This is a genomic window from Methylophaga marina (assembly GCF_030296755.1).
GTDB lineage: Bacteria > Pseudomonadota > Gammaproteobacteria > Nitrosococcales > Methylophagaceae > Methylophaga > Methylophaga marina.
This window is the reverse complement of sequence record NZ_AP027741.1, coordinates 2,480,651-2,503,364: the sequence shown is the minus strand read 5'-3', so window position 1 is coordinate 2,503,364 and position 22,714 is coordinate 2,480,651. Positions and strand designations below refer to the sequence as shown.

Sequence of the window (22,714 nt, the reverse complement as noted above, 5' to 3'; positions counted from 1 at the left end):
GGCCATGACATCTCGTAAAGCATTTTATCTGATAGTGGGCTTACTGATTGTCACAGGCCTGGGATTAACCTTACATAGACATTACACCTTTGATATTCCCTGGCTTCCGGGAGAGCAGCGTCAAACCTGGTCTATCGAAGCCAAGGTTGAGTTTGATGCTCAAGATAAAGAAGTGCTGGCATCACTTGCCATACCTGGAACACAACCCGGCTTTACGCAACTAAGCCAACAAACTGCCAGCCCCGGCTATGGCTTGTCTTACACTAAACGTGAAAACGGCGGTCAGCGCGCCGAATGGTCAATCCGGCAAGCTACAGGCGAACAAGCCCTCTATTACAAAGTGGATATGTTGTTAGACCCTTACGCTGTTCCGCCAGAACCCAGCCAGCCACCGGCGTTAAAAGTCAGCATAGAAAAAGAGCCTTACGCGACATCCGCTAATCAACTCCTTGATCGAGCACAAGAGCGTTCCTCCACGCCATACACTCTTGCTAGAGAATTGATTCAGGAGTTTAAAAATCAATCACAAAACGCTGAACTCTTAGCTCAGTTGAAACCGCAAACGCAGTGGATTGTTCAATTACTGCAACAAGCTGGTGTACCTGCTCGCCAAGTACATGCACTATTTCTTGAAGACGGTCGTCGCAGACAAGAGTTAGTCACCTATATTCAGGTATTTGATGACAGTGACTATCAATTGTTCAACCCGGAAACAGGTGAGCAAGGCAGGCCTGAAAATGTCTTACTCTGGGAATATCATTCAGGACCCGTTCTTGAACTGATTGGCGGAACCAATTCACACGTCACTTTCTCTATGATTCAGCAAGAGCTCCCGTTTGGTGTCGCCTTGAATCAGAAGTTTGCTGATGAAGCTTTGATAAATTTTTCACTCTATACCCTACCACTTGAGGAACAAGCACTGTTTAAAGGTATTTTATTAATACCTGTTGGTGTTTTAGTGGTTGTCTTAATGCGAATTCTGGTGGGCTTAAAGACATCCGGTACGTTTATGCCGGTTTTGATTGCCTTGGCCTTTATTCAAACAAGTCTTGTAACGGGCTTAGTCGGTTTCTTACTGATCGTGGGTACAGGCTTGTTGATTCGCTCTTATCTTTCCTATCTCAACCTGCTGCTCGTCGCCCGAATATCCGCGGTTATCATCATGGTGATAGGTATCATTGCGATATTCTCCATTCTTGCCTATAAGCTTGGCTTAACAGAAGGTATGAAAGTGACGTTCTTCCCGATGATCATTCTGGCATGGACCATTGAACGGATGTCAGTTTTATGGGAAGAAGAAGGTCCACATCAGGTAGTTATTCAAGGTGGAGGCTCTTTGTTAGTAGCTGTACTAGCCTACTTAGCAATGAATAACGAATTAATTCGTCATTTGACCTTCAATTTCCTCGGCATCCAGCTGATTTTAATGGGACTGGTATTGATGGCAGGTAATTACACCGGTTATCGCTTGCTCGAATTAAAACGCTTTAAACCTTTAACCGAGGATCACCTATGAGCCTGAATGTGCTGAATTGGCTGAAAGAGGTCAAGTCTCGGTACGTTCACCCAAACAAGCTAGCCAAGATTGGTGTGCTTGGTATGAACGAACGAAATATTGCTTACATAAGCCGTTACAACCCAAGACGTCTCTACCCGCTTGTTGATGATAAATTACAAACAAAAGAAATCGTTCTGGAAGCGGGAGTTAATGCGCCGGACCTCATAGGCACTATCACAGAACAACACCAGGTCGATGATCTGCTCGATATTATTAAAAATACTGCAGGTTTTTGTATTAAACCGGCACATGGTTCAGGAGGTAAAGGTATTTTGGTGGTGACGGGGTCAGATGATTTCGGATACCACAAAGCAAATGGGCAAATTCTTAAGCTCGCCGACCTTGAGCGTCATGTCTCTAATATCCTGGCGGGACTATTTTCGCTGGGTGGTCGAACTGATGTCGCCATCATTGAAGCGCTGATTCAGTTCGATGATTGCTTTAATGGATATACATTCGAAGGTGTGCCTGACACACGGGTGATTGTCTTCAAAGGCTTTCCTGTGATGGCCATGATGCGCTTATCCACATCTGATTCTAACGGTAAGGCGAACCTTCATCAGGGTGCTGTCGGTGTGGGTTTGGATATTGGTAATGGTAGTGCGGTGCGTGCTGTTCAATTTGACCGCCCCGTTATGCTGCATCCTGACACAGGTAGAAACCTGCTTGATCTTCAGGTGCCACATTGGGATCAATTACTGCACCTGGCTGCATCCTGTTATGAAATGTCGGGCTTGGGTTATTTAGGTACTGATATCGTTTTGGATAGAAAAAAGGCCCTATGCTACTTGAACTAAACGCCCGTCCCGGTTTGAGTATACAAGTGGCTAATGGTGTGGGTTTACTGCCACGACTCAAGAAAATTGAATCTTTAACCAATGTGAAGAAAATGACGCTTGAACAACGCATCGCGTTTTCAAAAGAGCATTTTTCTCGTCGATCATAATCAACAATTGTTTTACACTGCTGGGACATTCATGCGTTTGCTATAGGAGTGACTTATGTCATCGGTCAATAAAAGCAGTAGTCTGATTCTTGGTGTCGCTTTATTTCTCGGTCTTAGTACCCTGGGTTGGTTTCTATCTAATGCTGCAATCGAATATAAAGAATACGAACGAACAGTTACAGTAAAAGGGCTAGCTGAACAAGAGTTCACTGCAGATATCGTCATCTGGCCAATCCAGTTCACTCTGGCAAGTAATAATTTACAAGGCTTATACAATGATGTTGATAGCAATACCAACACCATTATTTCGTTTCTGACCCAACAAGGTATAAAACGTGATGATGTCACCATCAGCGCGCCAGCCATCACCGACAAATCTGCACAGCAATATGGTGGCAATCAACGTGCTGAATTTCGATATACGGCTGTACAGACCGTCACTGTATATTCAGAGGCCATTGACACCGTCAGAGAAGTGATGGGGCAACTCTCTGAACTTGGCAAGCAAGGCATTGTGTTAACTGGCAATAATTACGCGGCTCAACCAGAGTATTTATTTACACGTCTTAATTCAATTAAGCCTCAGATGATTGAAGAAGCGACACGTAAAGCCCGAGAAGTGGCAGAAAAATTTGCTCAAGACTCAGACAGCACCTTGGGTAAAATTCGTAAGGCGCGCCAAGGCCAATTCAGCATCAGTTCACGCGACAACAATAATCCACAAATAAAAAAGGTACGCGTTGTTTCTACCATAGAGTATTACTTATCTGATTAATGTCAGAACACAATAAACGACACAAGGGCCGTGGCTCAGTAAATAACATCGATGGTCGTTTTAATGAGTTTCAACGCACTGAGGTTGATGATGGCTGGTTTCATAGTGAAGTCAGTCCTCTTTCGACAGAGGTAAGTGAAGAAACACCTCGTAAAATTATCAGTCGAAACCAATCACCTGATCTACCATTTCAGCAAACGATTAACCCTTACCGTGGCTGTGAGCATGGCTGCATTTATTGTTACGCCAGACCTACCCACGCTTATCTGGGATTGTCTCCAGGCCTGGATTTTGAAACAAAACTCACGGTAAAACCCAACGCTGCTGACTTACTTCGGCATGAGTTAATGGCAAAGAATTACCAGTGCTCAATACTATCTCTTGGCGCTAACACTGATCCTTATCAGCCAATAGAACGTGATCATAAAATCACACGACAGATATTCAAGGTGATGCTCGAATTTAGCCATCCAGTTAATATTGTCACAAAGTCATCTATGATAGAACGTGATATCGACATACTTAAACAACTTGCAGAAAAACAACTGGTACATGTGCAATTGTCTATCACGACCTTGGATAAAACACTTGCCAGAAAACTTGAGCCAAGAGCCAGCAGTCCACAAAGACGCCTGCAAACGATTAGCACATTAAAGGGTAATGGCATCCCTGTTTCTGTTCTGATTGCCCCTGTCATTCCTGTTCTTACAGATACAGAGTTAGAAGCGATTATTGATGCTTCTGCAAAAGCAGGCGCTAGCAATATTGACTATATTTTTGTGAGATTACCAAGAGAAGTCAGCCCCCTCTTCAATGATTGGTTACACAGTCATTATCCAGATAAGGCTGAACATGTCATGAATCGCATTAAAGACTCCAGGAATGGCAAAACCAATGACCCACGATTTGGTTTTAGACTTGAAGGTCAGGGGTTCTATGCAGATATGATCAAAAAACGATTCAACGTCGCGGTCAAGAAATACCCCAAAAACCAATCTTCATTGGTTCTACGAACCGACTTATTTCACAAACCATCAAAGCAAATGGATTTGTTTTAGAAAAGAGCATCTTTATTAAACATAAAAAAGGGGAACCGAAGTTCCCCTTTCAATCTAACTAACAATTGTTAACTTGATTTTTGATTTCAAGTTTTATGCTGCTACTGCAGTTTTTCTACGCATGCCCAATAATCCTAATAAGGCTGGTGCGAATAAAAATAATGCAGCTGGTACAGGTACTGCAGATACTGATACATCATATTTCAAAATACTAGATGTAGCGTCGATAATATCAACAGCGTAGTACACACCAGCAGTTAAAAATGCTGTAAAGCTAAAGTCGCCAGTGATGTTGAAGTACTGTGTACTACCAGTGTAACCACCTGATGGACCTGTGATTTCACTGAATACAAGTACTGCACTATCAAGAGCAGTAAATGGGTTAAATGACCATTCAACCTTTACTGCAGTATCAGTGTCTGAGGTTAAATCGAAGCCTGAAGACCAACTGCTTGATTCACCTACAGTACCACCTGCTAAAACTGTACTGTTGTTGTTTACATCAACGCTTTGAGAAGCACCTGATGAACCAATTCCAGTCAAATTTAACGTAGCGGCATTAACACCAACCGAAAACAAAAGAGCTACAGCAAATAGCATCGCTTTTTTCATAATAAATTCCTATTTAATCTATGAAGCAATGCAACCCGGCCATCTCCAATTACATTAGAGATCCGTGGCTTTCCGACCCCGCCTCACGACGAGTTTGGCTTTATAAAAAACACATCACAAATAACTAATGATGTGACCATCTGAACTATTTCAGATGAATCGATGGTACAAATCACTGAATTTCAGAACCACACCAGTTAGTTAAATCTGGGATGTAACGCACAGCATTTGCTTGATCGCGTGATAATGATCACAAAAAAACTGTGAACTGGTTGTGAATTATTGCAAGAATTAACAATGAGACTTTCTATACACCGGGAATATGGAGTTGCACTATCAGCTTCATTGCGTTATCGCTAGATAGCAGCGAACGCATGTCACTTTACAAAAGTTAACTTTTGTAAAGAAAATACAAAACACGTTATTTTCTATCGCGTCTGGTTGGGTTAGAATTTCCTTGCTGGTAAAACCCAGCGCTCAATTTCAAAGCCAACCTTGGTGTGAGCCAAGCACGGAAAGCTACAGGTCTCAATTCTACTAATAAAAATGAGATGGCTGAGTTGCATTTTCACTTTGCGAATAAGGAAAATGGCATGAAAAAAACGTTACAAAACCTTCTCTTGGGTGGCTTCATTCTTGGAGCAATATCCACAACAGCTATGGCTGCACCTCAGCCCGTTGATTTGTCTTCATGGAAGGCAAATGGTAACGGTAACTGGGTATTACAGTCGGGTAATAATGCTGTTCAACAAGGAATCAACGGTACTCCAACCGTCTTTCACAACAATAAAAATAGCCAGGGCACGGCATTATCAGGTCAGATAACAGTAAAGACGACTGCTGACGATGATTATATCGGGTTTGTCTTAGGTTATAACAATAACGATCTAACCAACTCATCTGCTGATTATTTACTCATCGACTGGAAACAAGGAGATCAGACCTATTACGGTGCTGGTCAAAAAGGACTGGCCATCTCACAGGTCAGGGACGTATTGGGTGATAACTCTGGTGCTTGGTCTCATGATCCAAGCAAAAATGTGACCGAATTAGCCCGTGCAACTAACTTGGGCGATACAGGTTGGCTGGATAATACAACATATGACTTTGATATTACCTTTACATCCTCTTTAGTTGAAGTCTTTGTCAATGGTATAAAAGAGTTAAGTATTACTGGTGCATTCAGTAATGGGGCTTTCGGTTTTTATAACTACAGCCAGCAAAGTGTGCTTTATGCTGGAATTGAAGAAGTTGATGTACCATCTGCAGTTCCTGTTCCTGGTGCATTATTAATGTTTGCTCCTGCTCTGTTAGGCTTTATCGGCCTGCGCCGTAAAGCGAAATAATATCCAGCAATAAAAAAGCCGTGGTTCTTTACCACGGCTTTTTCACAATACTCAATATCTTGTCAGATAATTGAAGTGTCTCAGAAAATTTAAATTTCCCGAGCTAAAGCACGTTTTTTCTACGTAGACCAAGGAACCCTAACAGGGCTGGGGCTAAAAGAAAAAATGCTGCAGGAACAGGCACTTCAGAAACTGATTGCAGTGATACGTCATATTTAAAGGTGTTTCTGTTACCATTAAGCAGGTTAACAGAGGCAACTGTGCCTGCGTAAATCAAACCTGTAAATCTGAAATCACCTGAAATATCAAACAACTGAACCGGATCAACCCCATTATCAAAAGAAATAGTGGCTTCTGTCAGTGCGGCTACAGGATTAAATGACCACTCAATAATGGTTGAGGTATCTTCTGTTGTGGTCACATCGTAAGTTGAACTCCATGGCTCGTCACCGTTAGTGACGGTTCCACTACCTAACACTGTACTTCCAGTGTCTACTGATGTGGTCTGTGTGGCATTAGTTGAACCTGTTGGATTGATGGTGAGTGTCGCAGCATGGGCTGACACTGTGGTAAATAAAGCAATTGCAAATAGCATCGCTTGTTTCATATCAAATACTCCTTGATTTGTTACAAAGCAATGCAGCCCAGCCATCTCGCTCTTCATCAAGATCTGTAGCTTTCCGTCCTCGCCTCACGACGAGTTTGGCTATAACAGCCCATCACGAACGTGTTGAGCCGAACATACCCGCTATGAATGTAAATAAATACCTTACTAACGGGTACCAACAACAACTAGTTTGTTGTTGCTTCTACCCTAACATTGATAGTTCTCAAATTAAAGGGTGCACATTTCGGCTTTTCTACTTAAAGATCCGTTTGTTTGTATCAATTATGACTATCAGTGTTGCTGACTTTCAATCAATATCAACTTTTTTTGATTGTCGGACTGAAGCCAGAGCAGCACAAATAGCAGCACAATTATTTCTTGCATCTGTCATCGTGAGCTTGGGAGCCTTATTTTGCAGTATGCACTCAGAGAAATGCTCTATTTCCAGATTGAAATGATTGGCCTTTGGAATAGAGACGGTTTGTTCTTCCTCATCATTCCACCAGCTAATTGTGGCCTCTTCCGTTTCCGGTTGCCAAACGGTATGACATTTAATACCGCCTTTAGTCCCGATGATTTCATACTCGCTGCGTCTGGCATGCTCAAAACTCATTTCAAAATGAGCAAACTTACCATCCGTAAAATCAAATACACCACTCAAGCTGACATCCGCTCCACTGTCATTGAGCTTGGCCATCGCCATGGCTGCAACAGGCTCGTTATCAAACCATAGTCTTGCTGTATGAATAGCATAAGGACCAATATCCCACATGGCGCCACCACCATCGTTTATATCGCGATTGATCCTATACAGTCGAGCGGGTTTCATTGGAAAGGCAAACGCCGTTTTCATCGTGCGCACATCACCAATCTTGCCATCATCAATCAACTGTTTTACATAATCATGTTGGGGATGGAAGATATACATAAAGCCCTCCATCACCGTGACATTGTTTGCTTTCGCAGCTGCTTCAATCGCATCAATATCCGCCACCGTTAGTGCCATCGGTTTTTCAATCAACACGTGTTTACCGTGGTTTATGGCTTTCAAAGCCCATTCCGCATGCTCTTCATTCGACATGGGTAAATAGATAGCATCGATCTGTGAATGAGAAAGCAGTGCTTCAGGATCGTCCAAAGTCTCTACCTCAGTTTGTTCTGGCGCTAGTTTTTGCAAAACTTCTGCTGCAGCACCAGGACGACGACTAGCAATGGCGACCAATTTCGCATTAGCTGCTTCAACAATAGCGGGCAGTAATTTTTCGTTTACACGAGCAGCACCTAAAATTCCCCAGCGTAATTGTTTTTCAGCCATGTGTTTATATCCTTTTGATTCGAGTAAGTTACTAACATCATATCGACTCACCTTCACAATTCCAAACTGATAAAACCTCATGTTTCATAGTGTTTTTATCTCATAGCGATTGTCTTATGCTAGTTAACCTGTAAATAAAAATAATGGATTAAGGAGCAAGTATGACAATCGAAGTTGGACAGAAAATTCCCGCGGCGACACTCTCAGAATGTGTAGACTTTTCAGCAAGCAGTGGCTGCCCTGTTAACCCTCAACCACAAAATGTGCAATCACTCACAGAAGGCAAAACCATCGTTCTTTTTGGTGTACCTGGTGCATTTACTCCGCTTTGCTCTGAGGAGCATTTACCTGGTTTTATACGCCTTGCAGATGACATCAAAGCAGCAGGAGCAGATGAAATCTGGTGTATGGCCGTGAATGATGCCTTTGTCATGGGGGCGTGGGGTAGACAAGTCAACAATGAAGGTAAAGTTAGAATGTTGGCTGATGGTAGTGCTGAACTGACCAAGGCTATGGGCTTAGACCGTGACTTAACGGCCGGTGGCATGGGCGTACGCTGCTATCGTTTTGCCTGCATTCTGAAAGATGGCGAAGTGACATATATTGGTGTTGAAGGCTCGGGTGAGTTTGGTAAATCCAAAGCAGAAACCATTCTGGAAGAACTCAAAAAAGGCTAATGTCTTAGACTCTGAGTACATGGGGGAGCTCAACTCCTCCATGTACCATCATGTCATCACGCCAATGAAAAATAGTTTTAACGCCAGTGTTCTTCTACTTCACTTTCTCCACCAATAAAAATAGCGGAGGCGATATCACTGAAAATTCCGTGCTCAACAATACCGGGAATCGTATCTAAAATCATCGTCAATTCTAGACTATCCATATCCTTAAACTGCATATCCAGCACCAGACTACCACTTGCCGTGACAGCAACATTATCACCTGATGCATTTAGCCTGAGCTGCCCTTCTCCGCCCTGATGTTTTAGCTGGGTTAACACTAAACGCCATGCTTGCGGCATCACTTCAACTGGAATAGGAAAATTATCTCCAATATGTTCAACCAGTTTTGATTCATCTACTAATACAAAGAACTGATCAGCCGCAGAGGCCAATAACTTTTCATTCACCAAATCCTGACCGCGCCCTTTCAATAAGGTGAGATCCGGCGTGACCTCATCTGCACCATCAACATAGATATCTAGTGAATCAAGATCCGCTATCGATACGACAGGTAAACCCGCCTCACGTGCTTTGACTGCACTGATAGCAGAGCTACTGACAGTTTGAATATTTAATTTTTCGGCCTTACAACGCTTAGCCAGCGCTTCAATGAAAAAGTTAGCTGTCGAACCGGTTCCTAAGCCAACTACCATATTCTGCTCAACCAGATTGGCAGCATGCAGTGCCACTCGTTGTTTAGGATTAATAGCCATAGACAAACTCCTTATGCCATCATAAATAATCATCAGCTTACATAGCCAACACGTATAAAAAAACGGACAATCCTTGTGGTTGATGGTTCTTCGGTGAATTCCGTGCCCAAATATGATGCAGAAACTTGATGCCTTTCTCTATAGCTCATATCCTTAACGGCAACACTTCACTCGTTTTTCTCAAATCTCATTAAGGAAAAATAATGGCACAACTTGACTCCATTGTTGAACATATCGAATCAACTATCCATCAGAGTCTTCAGCCATACCAATTGAGCAGCATTGGTGGCGGTTGTATCAATAGCGCCTATCAACTGAAGACTGATCAACACACTTATTTCATAAAACTCAACCAACCTTCTTTGTCTTTGATGTTCGAAGCGGAAGCGCTTGGTTTACAAGAAATGGCGGCCACTAAAAGCGTGCGCGTTCCCGGCGTCATATGCCAAGGGACCACTCATGAACACAGCTATTTAGTGCTGGAATATATTTCTCTCAAAGGCTTAAGGGGTAATAGCAATATTGCGTTAGGGGAACAGTTAGCGCACATGCATAAAGTCAAGCAACCTTATTTTGGTTGGCAGATGGATAACACTATAGGCAGTACCCCTCAAATCAATGACCAAACACACGACTGGCTGACATTCTGGCGAGAGCAACGCTTGGGTCAACAACTCAAGTTTGCTGCACAAAATGGTTATTCTGGTCGAATACAATCCAGAGGTGAAAAACTGATGGATGAGCTGGATAAACTGCTCGAAAACCATCAGCCCCATCCATCCATACTACACGGTGATTTATGGGGGAAATGCGGCAGCAGATGAGAACGGGCAGCCCGTTATTTATGACCCTGCCTGCTATTACGGCGATCGTGAAACGGACTTAGCGATGACAGAATTATTCGGTGGATTTGGCCGAGATTTTTTTGCTGCTTACAATGCTATCTATCCTGTAGATTCCGGCTATTCAACGCGCAAAACCTTATATAACCTTTACCATATTCTCAATCATCTTAACTTATTCGGGGGTGGTTATATGGGCCAGGCTGAGTCAATGATTGACCAACTGCTTTCAGAAATATAACCGCTGAGATATTGGCTTTATTATATTTAATCTCATTTTTTATAATTAGTATTGAAATAAAAGAAATCAACAATGAATCAAATAAAAGTACTGTTTGTCTGTATGGGTAATATTTGTCGTTCACCTACGGCTGAGGGTGTGTTTACCAAGTTAACCGAAGATATGGGCACACGCGATCGTTTTCTCATTGATTCTGCTGGCACCCATGCTTATCACGTTGGCGAAGAACCTGATAGCCGTGCTCAACAGACCGCAAAACAGCGTGGTATCGATTTATCCTACATCCGTGCCCGTAAATTCAGCCAAGCTGATTTTGAAGAGTTTGATTACATACTGGCCATGGATACCAGTAATTATGAAATTTTAATCAACGCTTGTCCTGATGCATACAAACACAAAGTCAAAATGTTTCTGGACTATGCGCCGCAACGTGAAGAAAGCGATGTACCGGATCCCTACTACGGCGGGCAGAATGGCTTTAATCATGTGTTTGATCTTGTTGCAGACGCCTCTAAAGGATTTCATGATAGCGTCGTTAACTGATATTTATTTGTTCAGCTTAAATTCCGGCGTATTATTGCCCGGTCTCGTCATTCATAAGGATTATTGTCGTGAAATCAATTCTTCAAGGACGCCCATGGCTCCTATTTAGTTTCGCCGCACTGTTAGCTCTGCCTTACCCCGCCATGGCTGCAGAAAATGCGAAATTACTTGATTTAACCACTCACTGGGTCGGTTATGTCTCAATCTTGTTGTTTGTGGTGGCCTATGCTTTGGTTATCCTTGAAGAAGAAATCCATATGCGCAAGTCTAAGCCTGTCATGGTCGCGGCTGGCGTAATATGGGGCTTGATTGCACTCATTTATGCACAACAACCAGACTCTGAATATCACCACACTGCAGGGCTGATGATTCGACACAACCTAGAAGAGTATGGTGAGTTGCTTTTGTTCTTACTAGCGGCGATGACTTATATCAATACCATGGGAGAACGAGGCGTATTCAATAGTCTACGAGCCTGGTTAATCAATAAAGGCTTTTCGCTGCGCAGTATTTTTGGATCACAGGGTTATTCGCCTTCTTTATATCCCCCGTAGCGGATAACTTAACCACGGCATTATTGATGGCCACCGTTGTAATGGCGGTTGGCGGCACAAATGTCAAGTTTGTGTCTCTGGCCTGTATAAATATAGTTGTTGCTGCAAACGCAGGTGGTGCGTTCAGTCCATTTGGCGACATCACCACATTGATGGTTTGGCAAAAAGGGGTCGTAGAATTTCAAGAATTCTTTAAATTGTTTGTTCCATCTGTTGTGAACTGGTTTGTTCCTGCACTTTTAATGTCAGTAGCCATTAAGAATGGACAACCCCAAGCAAACTCAGACCAAGCAGAACTCAAAGAAGGCGCTTTTGTTGTGGTTGGCTTATTTTTAGTCACTATCGCCATGGCTGTGTCTGCCCATAATTTCCTGCATTTACCACCTGTCATTGGCATGATGACTGGACTAGGCTTATTAAAGCTCTACGGTTACACCTTAAAAATGCGTGATAGAAAAACATTTATCAACACAACATCTGATGAAGAAGGATTACCAGGGGTTGAAGTTGAAGGATTAGATCGACGCAAACCGTTCAATATATTTCAACAGGTTGAGCGTGCAGAATGGGACACATTGATGTTTTTCTACGGCATTATTTTGTGCGTAGGTGGACTTGGCACCATTGGTTATCTCAACCTGGGTTCGCAGCTGATGTACGGAGACTTGGGCCCAACAACCGCTAACATTCTAGTCGGTATTGTGTCAGCCATTGTCGATAATATTCCTGTGATGTTTGCTGTGCTTTCAATGAATCCGGACATGAGCCAGGGACAATGGTTATTAGTCACGCTGACAGCGGGTGTCGGTGGTTCTTTACTATCGATTGGCTCAGCAGCGGGTGTCGCTGTGATGGGGCAAGCGCGAGGCATTTACACTTTCTTCTCACACATCAAATGGATCTGGGCGATTGCCCTTGGTTATGCAGCCAGCATCTATGTTCATCTCTGGCTGAATAGTGCCATGTTTTAATAAAACAAAACACATCTTCTCAATAAAAAAGGCGGTCATGAAACCGCCTTTTTTATCAGTCATATAAGCGTAATAACATTTCCGCGACACAGGCGGGTCGTTTGCTGTTTTCCACCTCAATCGTCACTTCACGAACTAATTCAAGCCCTTTTCTAAGCGGTGTTACAGCAATAATCCGAGTCCGAGCACGAATACGTTTTCCAACCCTCACCGGCGCAGGAAAAACAACTTTATTCATCCCGTAATTCACCAACATTCTGGCTTCAGGATAATCATTCTTTTCGGGGTTAACTGTATCCGTTAATTTTGGAATCAGAGACAGTGTCAAAAACCCATGAGCAATGGTTGTTTTAAATGGAGACTCATTTTCAGCTTTGACAGGATCGGTGTGAATCCATTGATGATCGCCGGTTGCCTGAGCAAATTGATCAATACAGGCTTGATCCACCAAGAACCACTCCCCCACGAAATTTTCAACGCCTAGATCAGCTTCAATGCGTTGATGTAAAGCAGCAAACTTATCACTGAGTTTTAAAACAGGTTCTGATTCGTGAGCAATGGTTTCTTCACTGTCATGGAAAAAGTGAAAATATTGCGTCCATGGCAGAGAAAAATTGCGAATATCAGAGACTTTTTTATTGATCGTCTCAGGCCAGCTTCTCAGGGTAGTCTCTACGCGACTTTTTATTTCTGAGTTGATCGATTCGAGCTTCTCTTGGCCCTGTTTAAATGACTCTACCAGCCGCATAGTTGATCCTTTTTTCAAACTTGAACGCCGAATTTTTGACTTATTCCCTAGTCATTAGTTTTTGTGCATATAGTGTGCCATAGGATGTGACTTGTCGTTGGGCAGATCACATTCTGATTTGTTACACGCTTGAGATAGCACAAAAAGCCCTCAGCGGTTACAATCCTCTGTTTCCATATTGATAACAGACACACCATGCTCTATAGCACAGACGACCTACGAATCACGGGGATTCAAGAAGTCATCCCCCGGCGCAACTTCATGAAGAATTGCCGATTACTGATCAAGCATCTGAAACGGTGTTTAATGCGCGTAAAGCGACGCAGGATATTCTGCATAAACGCGATGATCGCTTAACAGTTATTGTAGGTCCGTGCTCTATTCATGATCCTCTTGCTGCTCGAGAGTATGCCACAAGACTGCAACCATTAATTGAAGAACTTCAAGATGACTTGCAAATTATTATGCGGGTGTACTTTGAAAAACCACGGTCTGTGGTTGGCTGGAAAGGGTTAATCAACGATCCTTATCTGGATGGCAGCTTTAAAATCAATGATGGACTACACATTGCCCGTAAACTATTGCTTGATTTAGCTGAAATGGGCGTGCCTTCTGCTACTGAATACCTGGACTTAATCAGTCCACAATATATTGCAGATCTGGTGTCTTGGGGAGCAATCGGCGCCAGAACAACAGAGAGTCAAGCTCACCGTGAACTGGCTTCAGGTTTATCGTGTCCTGTTGGCTTCAAAAACGCAACAGATGGAGGCGTTCAAATCGCTGTCGATGCATGTCTGTCAGCCTCTAAACCTCATCATTTCATGTCTTTGACTAAAGCAGGACGCTCGGCTATTTTCTCCACCACGGGCAACCCTGATTGTCACATCATCTTACGTGGTGGACGTGAGCCCAACTTTGATAGTGACAGCATCAATGCTGCAGCAGAGGTCATTAGCCGATCTGGTCAAGATGTCAGAATCATGATTGATTGCAGCCACGCCAATAGTGGAAAAAACCACATCCAGCAAGAAACGGTTTGTCGCGAAGTCGCTGCCCAGATTGCGACAGGTGAAAATCGTATTATCGGCCTCATGTTGGAAAGCAACCTGATTGCTGGTCGTCAGAATGCAGAGTCTGGAAAAGAGTTAGTTTATGGTCAAAGTATTACCGATGCTTGTATGGCTTGGGACAATACTGAAGATTTATTAAGAGAACTGGCTGAAGCTGTACAGCAACGCCGACAAAAATAAACATCACTGACGTCAAATCCTCCGTGTCCAGATAACGGATAAGTAGCTCACAAATAAAGCATTAATATCACTCTAACAGCTTCGATATTAATGCTTTTTAAGCTATAATTACTGATTACCGTTTACAGCAGAATTGATTCCGTGCTGAAATGACAACTAATTCCTGAGAAAATCAGTAGGTTATTAAATGGCAGATTATGCCCTCATTCTTATAAGTACGATACTGGTCAATAACATTGTCTTGGTCAAATTCCTGGGGCTGTGCCCTTTTATGGGTGTGTCTCGTAAATTGGAAACAGCCATGGGGATGGCTCTGGCGACCACCTTTGTCTTAACGCTGTCTTCTATCAGCAGTTATTTGATCAATGAATATTTGCTGGCCCCTTTTGGTATTGAGTTTCTTCGCACTATCAGTTTCATCTTTGTCATTGCTGTAGTTGTGCAATTCACAGAAATGGTCGTTCACAAAACCAGTCCACTGCTCTATCAGGTATTAGGCATTTTCTTACCCCTCATTACTACCAACTGTGCGGTACTGGGTGTTGCTCTGCTAAATGTACAAGAAAAACATGGCTTTATTGAGTCAGCACTGTATGGCTTTGGTGCTGCTCTGGGTTTCTCAATGGTATTGATTATTTTCGCTGGCATGCGTGAACGTCTTGCTGCAGCCGATGTACCTGTTCCATTTCAAGGTGCTGCGATCGGCCTGATTACTGCCGGCCTGATGTCAATGGCCTTTATGGGCTTCACCGGACTAGTGAAAGGATAAGCCCATGTTGACAGCGGTTATTGCTTTAACGCTTCTGGCGTTAATTCTCGGTTTGCTATTAGGCTTTGCTTCCGTCAAGTTCAAAGTTGAAGGCGATCCTATCGTCGATCAGATCGATAAAATTCTTCCTCAAACACAATGCGGTCAATGTAGTTTTGCAGGTTGCCGTCCTTACGCTGAAGCTATTGCAGCAGGTGAAGTTGATATAAACCGTTGCCCTCCCGGCGGCGAATCAACCATTCAAGCACTGGCGGATTTGCTCGATGTTGAACCTAAACCACTCGATGAAGAGTGCGGTGTTGAAAAACCCAAAATGCTTGCAGTCATCGATGAACAACGTTGTATCGGCTGCACTTTGTGTATTCAGGCTTGCCCTGTCGACGCAATCCTGGGTGCGGCAAAACATATGCACACAGTTATTGCTGATGAATGCACAGGCTGTGAGCTCTGCTTAGAACCTTGTCCGGTAGATTGTATTGATATGGTTGAAATGGCACCTAATCCAAACACCTGGCGCTGGCCAGATCCTTCTCACGTCCAACTAGAACGTGGAGAAAGAACATGACAAAAACATTAGGCTCATTTCCAGGTGGACTCAAGTTGCCCGGTCATAAGAAGCGGTCAACTCAAACTCCCATACGGAAAACACCACTCGCAAAACGGCTGATTCTACCGCTGCAACAACATATTGGTAGTGCAGCTATTCCTATTGTTGAAGTGGGTGATAAGGTACTTAAGGGACAACGAATTGCTCGTGCGGATGGCCATGTTTCAGTCTGCCTGCACGCCCCCAGTTCAGGTACCATTGCCGCCATTAATGAGCAGCCTATTCCCCATCCATCCGGTCTGACAGCGCCGTGCATCACTATCGAAACCGATGGTGAAGATCGCTGGATTGAGCGTGAACCCGTAAAAGACTACCGTTCACTTTCGACTCATGAAATTCGTCAAATCGTACGCGATGCAGGTATCGTTGGCCTCGGAGGCGCGGGTTTCCCAAGCTTCATCAAATTGAACCCCGGCGTTCATCACACTGTTGAAACACTTTTGCTAAATGGTGCTGAGTGTGAACCTTACATCAGCTGTGATGACATGCTCATGCGCGAACGTGCTGACGGCATATTGGATGGTATTGAAATCATGCAGTACGCACTTCGGGCTCGTGAAGTTATTGTGGCAATTGAAGATAACAAACCGCAAGCCATTTCAGCTATGGAGTTAGCTCTGGCTTCTCGCCCTGATATGCATAATACACGCTTGGTTGTTGTACCCACTCGTTACCCAACGGGTGGTGAAAAACAACTTATTCAAGTTGTGACGGGTAAAGAAGTGCCAAGTGATGGCTTGCCGATTGATTTGGGTATTGTGAGTCACAATATGGGCACAGCCCATGCAGTGGGCCGTGCCATTTTTCATGGGGAACCTTTGATTTCCAGAATCGTAACGGTGACCGGAAAAGACGTCACACATGCAGGCAACTTTGAAACCCTTTTTGGCACACCCATCTCAGAATTATTAGCGTACGCAGAAACTCAGCGCGAACCTGATGAAGCCTTCATTCTTGGTGGCCCCATGATGGGCTTTAACCTGTCTGGCGATAACTTACCTGTGACAAAAACAGCAAACTGTATTCTCGCCGGTGTGGAAGATGCCGCCCCAGCACAGGAACCTTTGCCATGCATCCGCTGTGGCGACTGTGCAAGCGCCTGCCCTGCCAGTTTATTACCGCAACAACTTTACTGGCATTCACGAGCTAAAGATTTTGATCAAACTCGAGATTACAACTTATTCGATTGTATTGAATGTGGTTGTTGTGATTATGTCTGCCCAAGCAAAATTCCGTTAGTTTCCTATTTCCGCTTTGCTAAAACGGAAATCATGAACCAAGAACGTGAACGTAAGAAATCAGATCTCGCTCGCGACCGTTTCGAAACACGTCAGGCACGTTTAGAACGGGAACAGCGTGAAAAAGAAGAGCGTCAGCGTCAGCGTAAAGCAGCCTTAGCAGCCTCTAAAGCCAAAAAAGAACAACAAGAAAAAGCTGCCGTGACAGCCGAAGCGGATAGTAAGGAAACGGAGTAAATAATGGCGATATTTCGAATGAGCCCGCCATTTCTGGCAGGTACCAACCGCGTGACGCTGCAAATGCTGCAAGTCATTTTAGCGATGATTCCTGCAGTAGCCGCGATGGTTTATTTCTTTGGCCCTGCGGTCTTAATCAATATTACACTGGCATTAATCGTCGCCCTGCTCGCAGAAGCAGTCATGCTGACACTTCGTAAAAGACCGATTAAACCTTTCATCACCGATGGCAGTGCGGCAGTAACAGCCGTATTGTTGGCTGTCGCCATACCGCCGCTCGCGCCTTGGTGGTTAACGGTCACCGGGATTTTATTTGCCATCATTTTTGCCAAGCATTTGTACGGAGGTCTGGGCTACAACCCATTTAATCCTGCCATGGTTGGGTATGTATTGTTATTAGTATCCTTCCCGCTTGAAATGACAACCTGGTTACCTGTTGACTCGCTGACAGACAAATCTCTCGATTTACATTCGGCTTTTCAATTAATTTTTTACGGTGAAACCAGCGCTGGTTGGACTGCAGATACTGTTTCTGGGGCAACGCCACTCGATACAATGAAAACTCAGATAGGACAATCAATTGCGCCTGTCTATATCGTTAATCAAAACCTATTTGGCAGTTTAGGTGGTTTAGGTTGGGAATGGATTAACATCTGGTTTGCCATTGGTGGTCTTTATTTACTTTATCGTCGTGTCATTAGCTGGCATGTCCCGGTTGCCATGATCGGCACATTGTTTGTCATGAGTGGTGTCACTTATTTGTTCGCCCCTGAAATCACGGGCTCCCCTCTATTCCACCTGACAAGTGGCGGCACGATGATAGGTGCGTTTTTTATTGCCACTGATCCGGTTTCAGGTTCGACAACGGTGAAAGGTCGTCTGGTATTTGGTGCTGGTGTAGGCGCTTTAACGTACATCATTCGAGTGTGGGGTGGCTATCCTGATGGTGTCGCCTTTGCTGTGCTGTTAATGAATATGCTGGCACCGCTAATTGATTATTACACGCAACCTAAAGTCTACGGGGCCACGAAATAATGGCGGACCTAAAAAAGCACATCTTACGCGTAGGCGTGGTTTTGGGCATTTTTGCTATCGTCGCTACCACCATGGTGGCCTACACAGAACAAAATACACGTCAACAAATTAAAGAAAACGAACGTCAAGCATTATTGGATGCCATCAATATTCTGATACCGCATGAACAATACGATAATGCGATTTTACAAGACACCATCTTACTGCCAGCCACTGAAAGCTTAGGTACTGAAGAACCCACTCAAGTTTTCCGTGCTCGCAAACAGGATCAACCAGTCGCTGTCATCCTGACCGTTGTCGCGCCCAACGGTTATTCGGGACGTATTAAAATGCTGGTTGGGATTTATAACGATGGTACGCTGGCAGGCGTACGTGTTATCAATCACAAAGAGACCCCTGGACTGGGTGATAAAATTGATGCCAGCCGTTCTGACTGGATTAAACAATTCGAAAGTTTATCATTAGAAAATCCATCATCAGCCAAATGGAAGGTCAAAAAAGATGGTGGTGCTTTTGACCAGTTTACTGGGGCAACCATTACACCAAGAGCTGTGGTGAGAGCGGTAAAAGGCTCGCTTGAGTATTTCAAAAATCATCGTGAAGCATTATTTGCTATCAATGAGGAAAAATCATGAATGCTTATTATCAGATTGTAAAAGAAGGTCTGTGGAAGAATAACCCCGCCCTTGTTCAACTTCTGGGTTTATGCCCCCTCCTCGCCGTAACGAACACCGTCATTAATGGACTGGGACTGGGATTAGCAACCATCCTGACCTTAGTGGCATCAAATGGTTTGATTTCGCTACTCAGAAACCAGATTCCTGATGAAGCAAGATTACCCGTTTTTGTCATGATCATTGCCTCAATTGTGACCATTATTGAATTATCGATGAATGCCTGGTTCCATGATCTCTACATTATTTTGGGTATTTTTATCCCGCTGATTGTCACCAACTGCTCCATCATTGGCCGTGCAGAGGCTTTCGCCGCTAGAAATTCAGTTGGACCAGCGTTGCTGGATGGGCTAATGATGGGAATTGGCTTTACTGCTGTCCTGGTTGTGCTTGGCGGCATGCGTGAACTGATTGGTCAAGGCACCTTATTCAGTCAGGCAGAGTTGATGTTTGGTGATATCGCAAAAAACTTCACTATTACCGTTATTGATGATTATCGTGGCTTTTTGTTGGCTTTGTTACCACCGGGTGCTTTTATCGGCTTGGGATTAATTGTTGCCTTAAAAAATGTGATTGATGCCAGACTAAGTAAGCAACAAACAGTAAAAGTTGAAACCACAGCCGAAGTCGCTACGAGCAGCTAAGATGAACCAGGCTCAACGGCGTGACTTTTTTGCTACTTTAAAAGCACATAACCCGGCACCTACAACGGAGCTTCATTACTCTTCTCCTTTTGAGTTACTGATTGCAGTGATTCTGTCAGCTCAAGCGACGGATGTGGGGGTGAACAAAGCCACGGACAAACTATACCCAATAGCGAATACGCCTGAGCAAATTCTCGCCTTGGGAGTGGATGGCTTAAAGCAATACATCAAAACGATTGGTTTATTCAACAGCAAGGCTGAAAATGTCATCAAGACCTGTCGAATTTTAATTGAGCAACATAACAGTCAGGTCCCAGAAGATAGGGAAGCACTGGAAGCCTTACCTGGTGTTGGTCGCAAGACCGCTAACGTTATCTTAAACACCGTTTTTAAACACCCTGTCATTGCCGTAGACACGCATATCTTTCGTTTATCTAACAGAACAGGGCTGGCAAAAGGAAAAACGGTTAAGGCGGTCGAAGACAAACTTATGAAAGTTGTCCCGAAAGACTATCTGTTAGATGCGCATCACTGGCTAATATTACATGGCCGCTATGTGTGTCTGGCGCGTAAACCAAAATGTGACACCTGCTCTGTCACCCAATATTGTGACTATTACCGTGACCAGCAACGTCGTCAGTCACGAACTGCATCATAATGTTTGGTCAAAACCGACAAGAAATCAGACAAGTCTATTTCGATGTTTGGAAGAAATTCCATACTAGCGCCCCCCTCACCGAGCTCGAAAAACACATCGCTCATATCATTGAGCTTCATCCCGAATATCACGCCTTATTTAATCAACCAGATAAAATCGATCAAGACTACTTCGTTGAAGCTGGCGAAACCAACCCTTATTTACATATGGGGTTACATCTGGCTCTGCACGAACAGATTCAAACAAATAGACCCCAGGGTATTCGTGACATCTATCAGCAATTACTTCATTCCAAACAAGACCCACATCACTGTGATCACATGATGATGGACTGTCTGGCGCAATCTATATGGCAAGCACAACGTGATGGCATGCCACCATCAGAAGACGAGTACCTAAACGCTTTGAAGCAGCTTTTGCCATAAATCACAGCAACTTAATTCATACTATTGGGTCATTAACATCAAATAGCCACAAGCGGAGCAAAGTGAATGAAAGCCTATGGATTTTTTCAAGCCAATGGACAAGCACAAGAACTCGAGCGCGAGACACCCTCACCCAAAGGACATGATCTTCTTATCAAAATAGAAGCGATTGCTGTTAACCCTGTTGATACAAAAATTAAAGCCAGCCTGGGTGACAATAATGACAAGGCCAAAATTATTGGTTGGGATGCCTCTGGCACTGTTGTCGAGACAGGTGATGACTGTGAATTATTTAACGTGGGTGATAAAGTTTTCTACGCTGGTGATGTCACGCGTGATGGCTGTTATGCCTCACATCAATTAGTTGATGAACGCATTGTCGGCAAGGCCCCACAAAATTTCACTGCTGAACAAGCTGCTGCCATGCCGCTTACCAGTATTACTGCGTGGGAAGCCCTGTTCTCAAGAATGCGCATTCAGCCCGATCAGGATAAAGGTAAAACCATCCTGATTGTTGGCGGTGCCGGCGGTGTAGGCTCAATTGCTATACAACTGGCTAAACAGGTTGCAAAGCTCAATGTCGTGGCAACAGCATCTCGTAAAGAGTCTATCGATTGGTGCTATGCAATGGGTGCAGATCACGTCATCAACCATCAACAATTAACGGATCATTACTCAGCATTAAATATTGCTGCTCCCGATTATATTTTATGCTTAGCAGATACTGACCCATACTACGATGAACTGACCGATTTGCTAGCCCCTCAAGGCATGATTTGTTTTGTTGTCACAAGCCAGCAAACTCACAATATAGACAAGCTCAAAAATAAAAGTGCAGGCATCGTCTGGGAGTTTATGTTTGCCAGACCTATGTACAAAACAGCCGATATGATCGAGCAACATCACATATTGAATAGCATCTCAGAAATGCTGGATATAGAAACGCTAAAATGTACTCACAAACAGACATTGGGGCCGATTTCTGCCAGCAATATTGAACAAGCCCACCAACGTTTACTATCCGGTCGTACTATAGGGAAAATATGTTTATCAGCAATAGAGAACTAATCCTTTCTGTTGCTTTTCGTGGCACAGAAAGTTGGTTAACCGTATAATCATCGCCATTATTAAAATAAGCAGAGGTTTTCAGTGAATAATAATAATTCTGGTCAATTTCTAATTGGTAGTATTGTCACCGTATTAATACTTTTCGGTTTGATATTAGTTGTGCTGGATAACGCACTTGAATTAGGTAAGAACGCAACGGCTCCAGCCAGCATGGATGAAGAAGCGGTCGCTGAACGTATTAAACCCGTTGCAGAAGTCAATATTGGTGAGCCACCTGCTGTACAAGCAGCACCTGCAGAAGAAGATACCAATACTGGTGGCGCCGGTGAACAAATCGTGACGCAAGTCTGTGCTGCCTGCCATGGTGCTGGACTGATGAATTCACCAAAAATTGGTAATGCTGCAGACTGGGCTCCACGTATTGAAAAAGGTATCGACACCCTGCATAAGCATGCTATTGAAGGCTTTAATATGATGCCAGCTAAAGGTGGTCGCTCTGATCTGAGTGATGAAGCAATAATGGAAGCGGTAGACTACATGGTTGCTCAATCACAATAG

Annotated in this window: 21 protein-coding genes, 4 pseudogenes and 3 riboswitches; of the genes and pseudogenes, 20 read left to right on the top strand and 5 right to left on the bottom strand. The window is 43.8% G+C overall.

Annotated elements, in window-relative coordinates:
- The first annotated feature begins 4 nt into the window (after nucleotides 1-4).
- The 4 genes and pseudogenes from QUE24_RS12770 to QUE24_RS12755 all read left to right on the top strand — a co-directional run bounded on the left by QUE24_RS12770 (nucleotide 5) and on the right by QUE24_RS12755 (nucleotide 4,337).
- The gene (locus tag QUE24_RS12770; RefSeq protein WP_286304202.1) at nucleotides 5-1,516 is read left to right on the top strand and encodes an inactive transglutaminase family protein; all 1,512 of its coding nucleotides are present in this window, start codon (nucleotides 5-7) and stop codon (nucleotides 1,514-1,516) included.
- Nucleotides 1,513-2,504: pseudogene (locus QUE24_RS12765) on the top strand (alpha-L-glutamate ligase-like protein). The gene QUE24_RS12770 and the pseudogene QUE24_RS12765 overlap by 4 nt, the downstream one beginning before the upstream one ends.
- A 55-nt stretch (nucleotides 2,505-2,559) precedes the next feature.
- Nucleotides 2,560-3,279, top strand: coding sequence for an SIMPL domain-containing protein (locus QUE24_RS12760; protein ID WP_286304201.1), 720 nt, complete (start codon nucleotides 2,560-2,562; stop codon nucleotides 3,277-3,279).
- A complete protein-coding gene (locus QUE24_RS12755) occupies nucleotides 3,279-4,337 on the top strand; it encodes a PA0069 family radical SAM protein (RefSeq protein ID WP_286304200.1) in 1,059 nt (352 codons plus the stop codon). The genes QUE24_RS12760 and QUE24_RS12755 overlap by 1 nt, the downstream gene beginning before the upstream one ends.
- A gap of 93 nt (nucleotides 4,338-4,430) precedes the next feature.
- Here QUE24_RS12755 and QUE24_RS12750 read toward each other — a convergent pair whose 3' ends face one another.
- Nucleotides 4,431-4,949, bottom strand: a complete 519-nt coding sequence (locus QUE24_RS12750) for a hypothetical protein (protein ID WP_286304199.1) — start codon at nucleotides 4,947-4,949, stop codon at nucleotides 4,431-4,433.
- 26 nt (nucleotides 4,950-4,975) lie between these two features.
- A riboswitch (cyclic di-GMP riboswitch) is annotated at nucleotides 4,976-5,058 on the bottom strand.
- 369 nt (nucleotides 5,059-5,427) lie between these two features.
- Nucleotides 5,428-5,517, top strand: a riboswitch (cyclic di-GMP riboswitch).
- 25 nt (nucleotides 5,518-5,542) lie between these two features.
- Between QUE24_RS12750 and QUE24_RS12745 the strand changes: the two genes are divergently transcribed.
- Nucleotides 5,543-6,295 (top strand): PEP-CTERM sorting domain-containing protein, encoded by a 753-nt coding sequence (locus QUE24_RS12745; RefSeq protein WP_286304198.1) that lies wholly within the window; start codon nucleotides 5,543-5,545, stop codon nucleotides 6,293-6,295.
- Nucleotides 6,296-6,398: 103 nt separating this feature from the next.
- Here QUE24_RS12745 and QUE24_RS12740 read toward each other — a convergent pair whose 3' ends face one another.
- Nucleotides 6,399-6,902, bottom strand: coding sequence for a hypothetical protein (locus QUE24_RS12740; protein WP_286304197.1), 504 nt, complete (start codon nucleotides 6,900-6,902; stop codon nucleotides 6,399-6,401).
- A gap of 28 nt (nucleotides 6,903-6,930) precedes the next feature.
- Nucleotides 6,931-7,012: riboswitch (cyclic di-GMP riboswitch) on the bottom strand.
- 197 nt (nucleotides 7,013-7,209) lie between these two features.
- Nucleotides 7,210-8,217: a Gfo/Idh/MocA family protein gene (locus QUE24_RS12735; protein ID WP_286304196.1), complete on the bottom strand. Its 1,008-nt coding sequence runs from the start codon at nucleotides 8,215-8,217 to the stop codon at nucleotides 7,210-7,212.
- A 161-nt stretch (nucleotides 8,218-8,378) separates the two neighbouring features.
- On the opposite strand from QUE24_RS12735, the gene QUE24_RS12730 reads away from it, so the two are divergent.
- A complete protein-coding gene (locus QUE24_RS12730) occupies nucleotides 8,379-8,894 on the top strand; it encodes a peroxiredoxin (protein WP_286304195.1) in 516 nt (171 codons plus the stop codon).
- A gap of 77 nt (nucleotides 8,895-8,971) precedes the next feature.
- On the opposite strand, the gene rpiA is transcribed toward QUE24_RS12730, so the two are convergent.
- The gene (rpiA, locus tag QUE24_RS12725; RefSeq protein ID WP_286304194.1) at nucleotides 8,972-9,652 is read right to left on the bottom strand and encodes a ribose-5-phosphate isomerase RpiA; all 681 of its coding nucleotides are present in this window, start codon (nucleotides 9,650-9,652) and stop codon (nucleotides 8,972-8,974) included.
- Nucleotides 9,653-9,855: 203 nt separating this feature from the next.
- On the opposite strand from rpiA, the pseudogene QUE24_RS12720 reads away from it, so the two are divergent.
- The 3 genes and pseudogenes from QUE24_RS12720 (at nucleotide 9,856) to nhaD (ending at nucleotide 12,803) form a co-directional block, all read left to right on the top strand.
- Nucleotides 9,856-10,735: pseudogene (locus tag QUE24_RS12720) on the top strand (fructosamine kinase family protein).
- Nucleotides 10,736-10,807: 72 nt separating this feature from the next.
- Nucleotides 10,808-11,278 carry a low molecular weight protein-tyrosine-phosphatase gene (locus tag QUE24_RS12710; protein ID WP_286304191.1) on the top strand — a complete coding sequence of 157 codons (471 nt, stop codon included), beginning with the start codon at nucleotides 10,808-10,810 and terminating at the stop codon, nucleotides 11,276-11,278.
- Nucleotides 11,279-11,421: 143 nt separating this feature from the next.
- A pseudogene (nhaD, locus tag QUE24_RS12705) lies at nucleotides 11,422-12,803 on the top strand (sodium:proton antiporter NhaD).
- Nucleotides 12,804-12,858: 55 nt separating this feature from the next.
- On the opposite strand, the gene QUE24_RS12700 reads toward nhaD, so the two are convergent.
- A complete protein-coding gene (locus QUE24_RS12700; RefSeq protein ID WP_286304190.1) occupies nucleotides 12,859-13,551 on the bottom strand; it encodes a MaoC family dehydratase in 693 nt (230 codons plus the stop codon).
- A 195-nt stretch (nucleotides 13,552-13,746) separates the two neighbouring features.
- Between QUE24_RS12700 and QUE24_RS12695 the strand changes: the two are divergent.
- The 11 genes and pseudogenes from QUE24_RS12695 (at nucleotide 13,747) to QUE24_RS12645 (ending at nucleotide 22,714) form a co-directional block, all read left to right on the top strand.
- Nucleotides 13,747-14,801: pseudogene (locus tag QUE24_RS12695) on the top strand (3-deoxy-7-phosphoheptulonate synthase).
- A gap of 187 nt (nucleotides 14,802-14,988) precedes the next feature.
- Complete coding sequence (rsxA, locus tag QUE24_RS12690) at nucleotides 14,989-15,570, top strand: electron transport complex subunit RsxA (protein WP_040576593.1); 582 nt, start codon at nucleotides 14,989-14,991, stop codon at nucleotides 15,568-15,570.
- Nucleotides 15,571-15,574: 4 nt separating this feature from the next.
- Nucleotides 15,575-16,135, top strand: coding sequence for an electron transport complex subunit RsxB (gene rsxB / locus QUE24_RS12685; RefSeq protein ID WP_286304189.1), 561 nt, complete (start codon nucleotides 15,575-15,577; stop codon nucleotides 16,133-16,135).
- Nucleotides 16,132-17,652 carry an electron transport complex subunit RsxC gene (gene rsxC / locus QUE24_RS12680; RefSeq protein WP_286304188.1) on the top strand — a complete coding sequence of 507 codons (1,521 nt, stop codon included), beginning with the start codon at nucleotides 16,132-16,134 and terminating at the stop codon, nucleotides 17,650-17,652. The genes rsxB and rsxC overlap by 4 nt, the downstream gene beginning before the upstream one ends.
- Before the next feature lie 3 nt (nucleotides 17,653-17,655).
- A complete protein-coding gene (gene rsxD, locus QUE24_RS12675; RefSeq protein WP_286304187.1) occupies nucleotides 17,656-18,687 on the top strand; it encodes an electron transport complex subunit RsxD in 1,032 nt (343 codons plus the stop codon).
- Entirely contained in the window at nucleotides 18,687-19,322 is a 636-nt protein-coding gene (gene rsxG / locus QUE24_RS12670) for an electron transport complex subunit RsxG (RefSeq protein WP_286304186.1), read from the top strand. The genes rsxD and rsxG overlap by 1 nt, the downstream gene beginning before the upstream one ends.
- Nucleotides 19,319-20,005, top strand: coding sequence for an electron transport complex subunit E (locus QUE24_RS12665; RefSeq protein WP_286304185.1), 687 nt, complete (start codon nucleotides 19,319-19,321; stop codon nucleotides 20,003-20,005). Before rsxG ends, QUE24_RS12665 begins: the two co-directional genes overlap by 4 nt.
- 1 nt (nucleotide 20,006) lies before the next feature.
- The gene (gene nth, locus QUE24_RS12660) at nucleotides 20,007-20,663 is read left to right on the top strand and encodes an endonuclease III (protein WP_286304184.1); all 657 of its coding nucleotides are present in this window, start codon (nucleotides 20,007-20,009) and stop codon (nucleotides 20,661-20,663) included.
- A complete protein-coding gene (locus tag QUE24_RS12655; protein ID WP_286304183.1) occupies nucleotides 20,663-21,088 on the top strand; it encodes a DUF1841 family protein in 426 nt (141 codons plus the stop codon). Before nth ends, QUE24_RS12655 begins: the two co-directional genes overlap by 1 nt.
- 66 nt (nucleotides 21,089-21,154) lie before the next feature.
- The gene (locus tag QUE24_RS12650; protein WP_286304182.1) at nucleotides 21,155-22,156 is read left to right on the top strand and encodes a zinc-binding alcohol dehydrogenase family protein; all 1,002 of its coding nucleotides are present in this window, start codon (nucleotides 21,155-21,157) and stop codon (nucleotides 22,154-22,156) included.
- 81 nt (nucleotides 22,157-22,237) lie between these two features.
- Nucleotides 22,238-22,714, top strand: a complete 477-nt coding sequence (locus QUE24_RS12645) for a c-type cytochrome (RefSeq protein WP_286304181.1) — start codon at nucleotides 22,238-22,240, stop codon at nucleotides 22,712-22,714.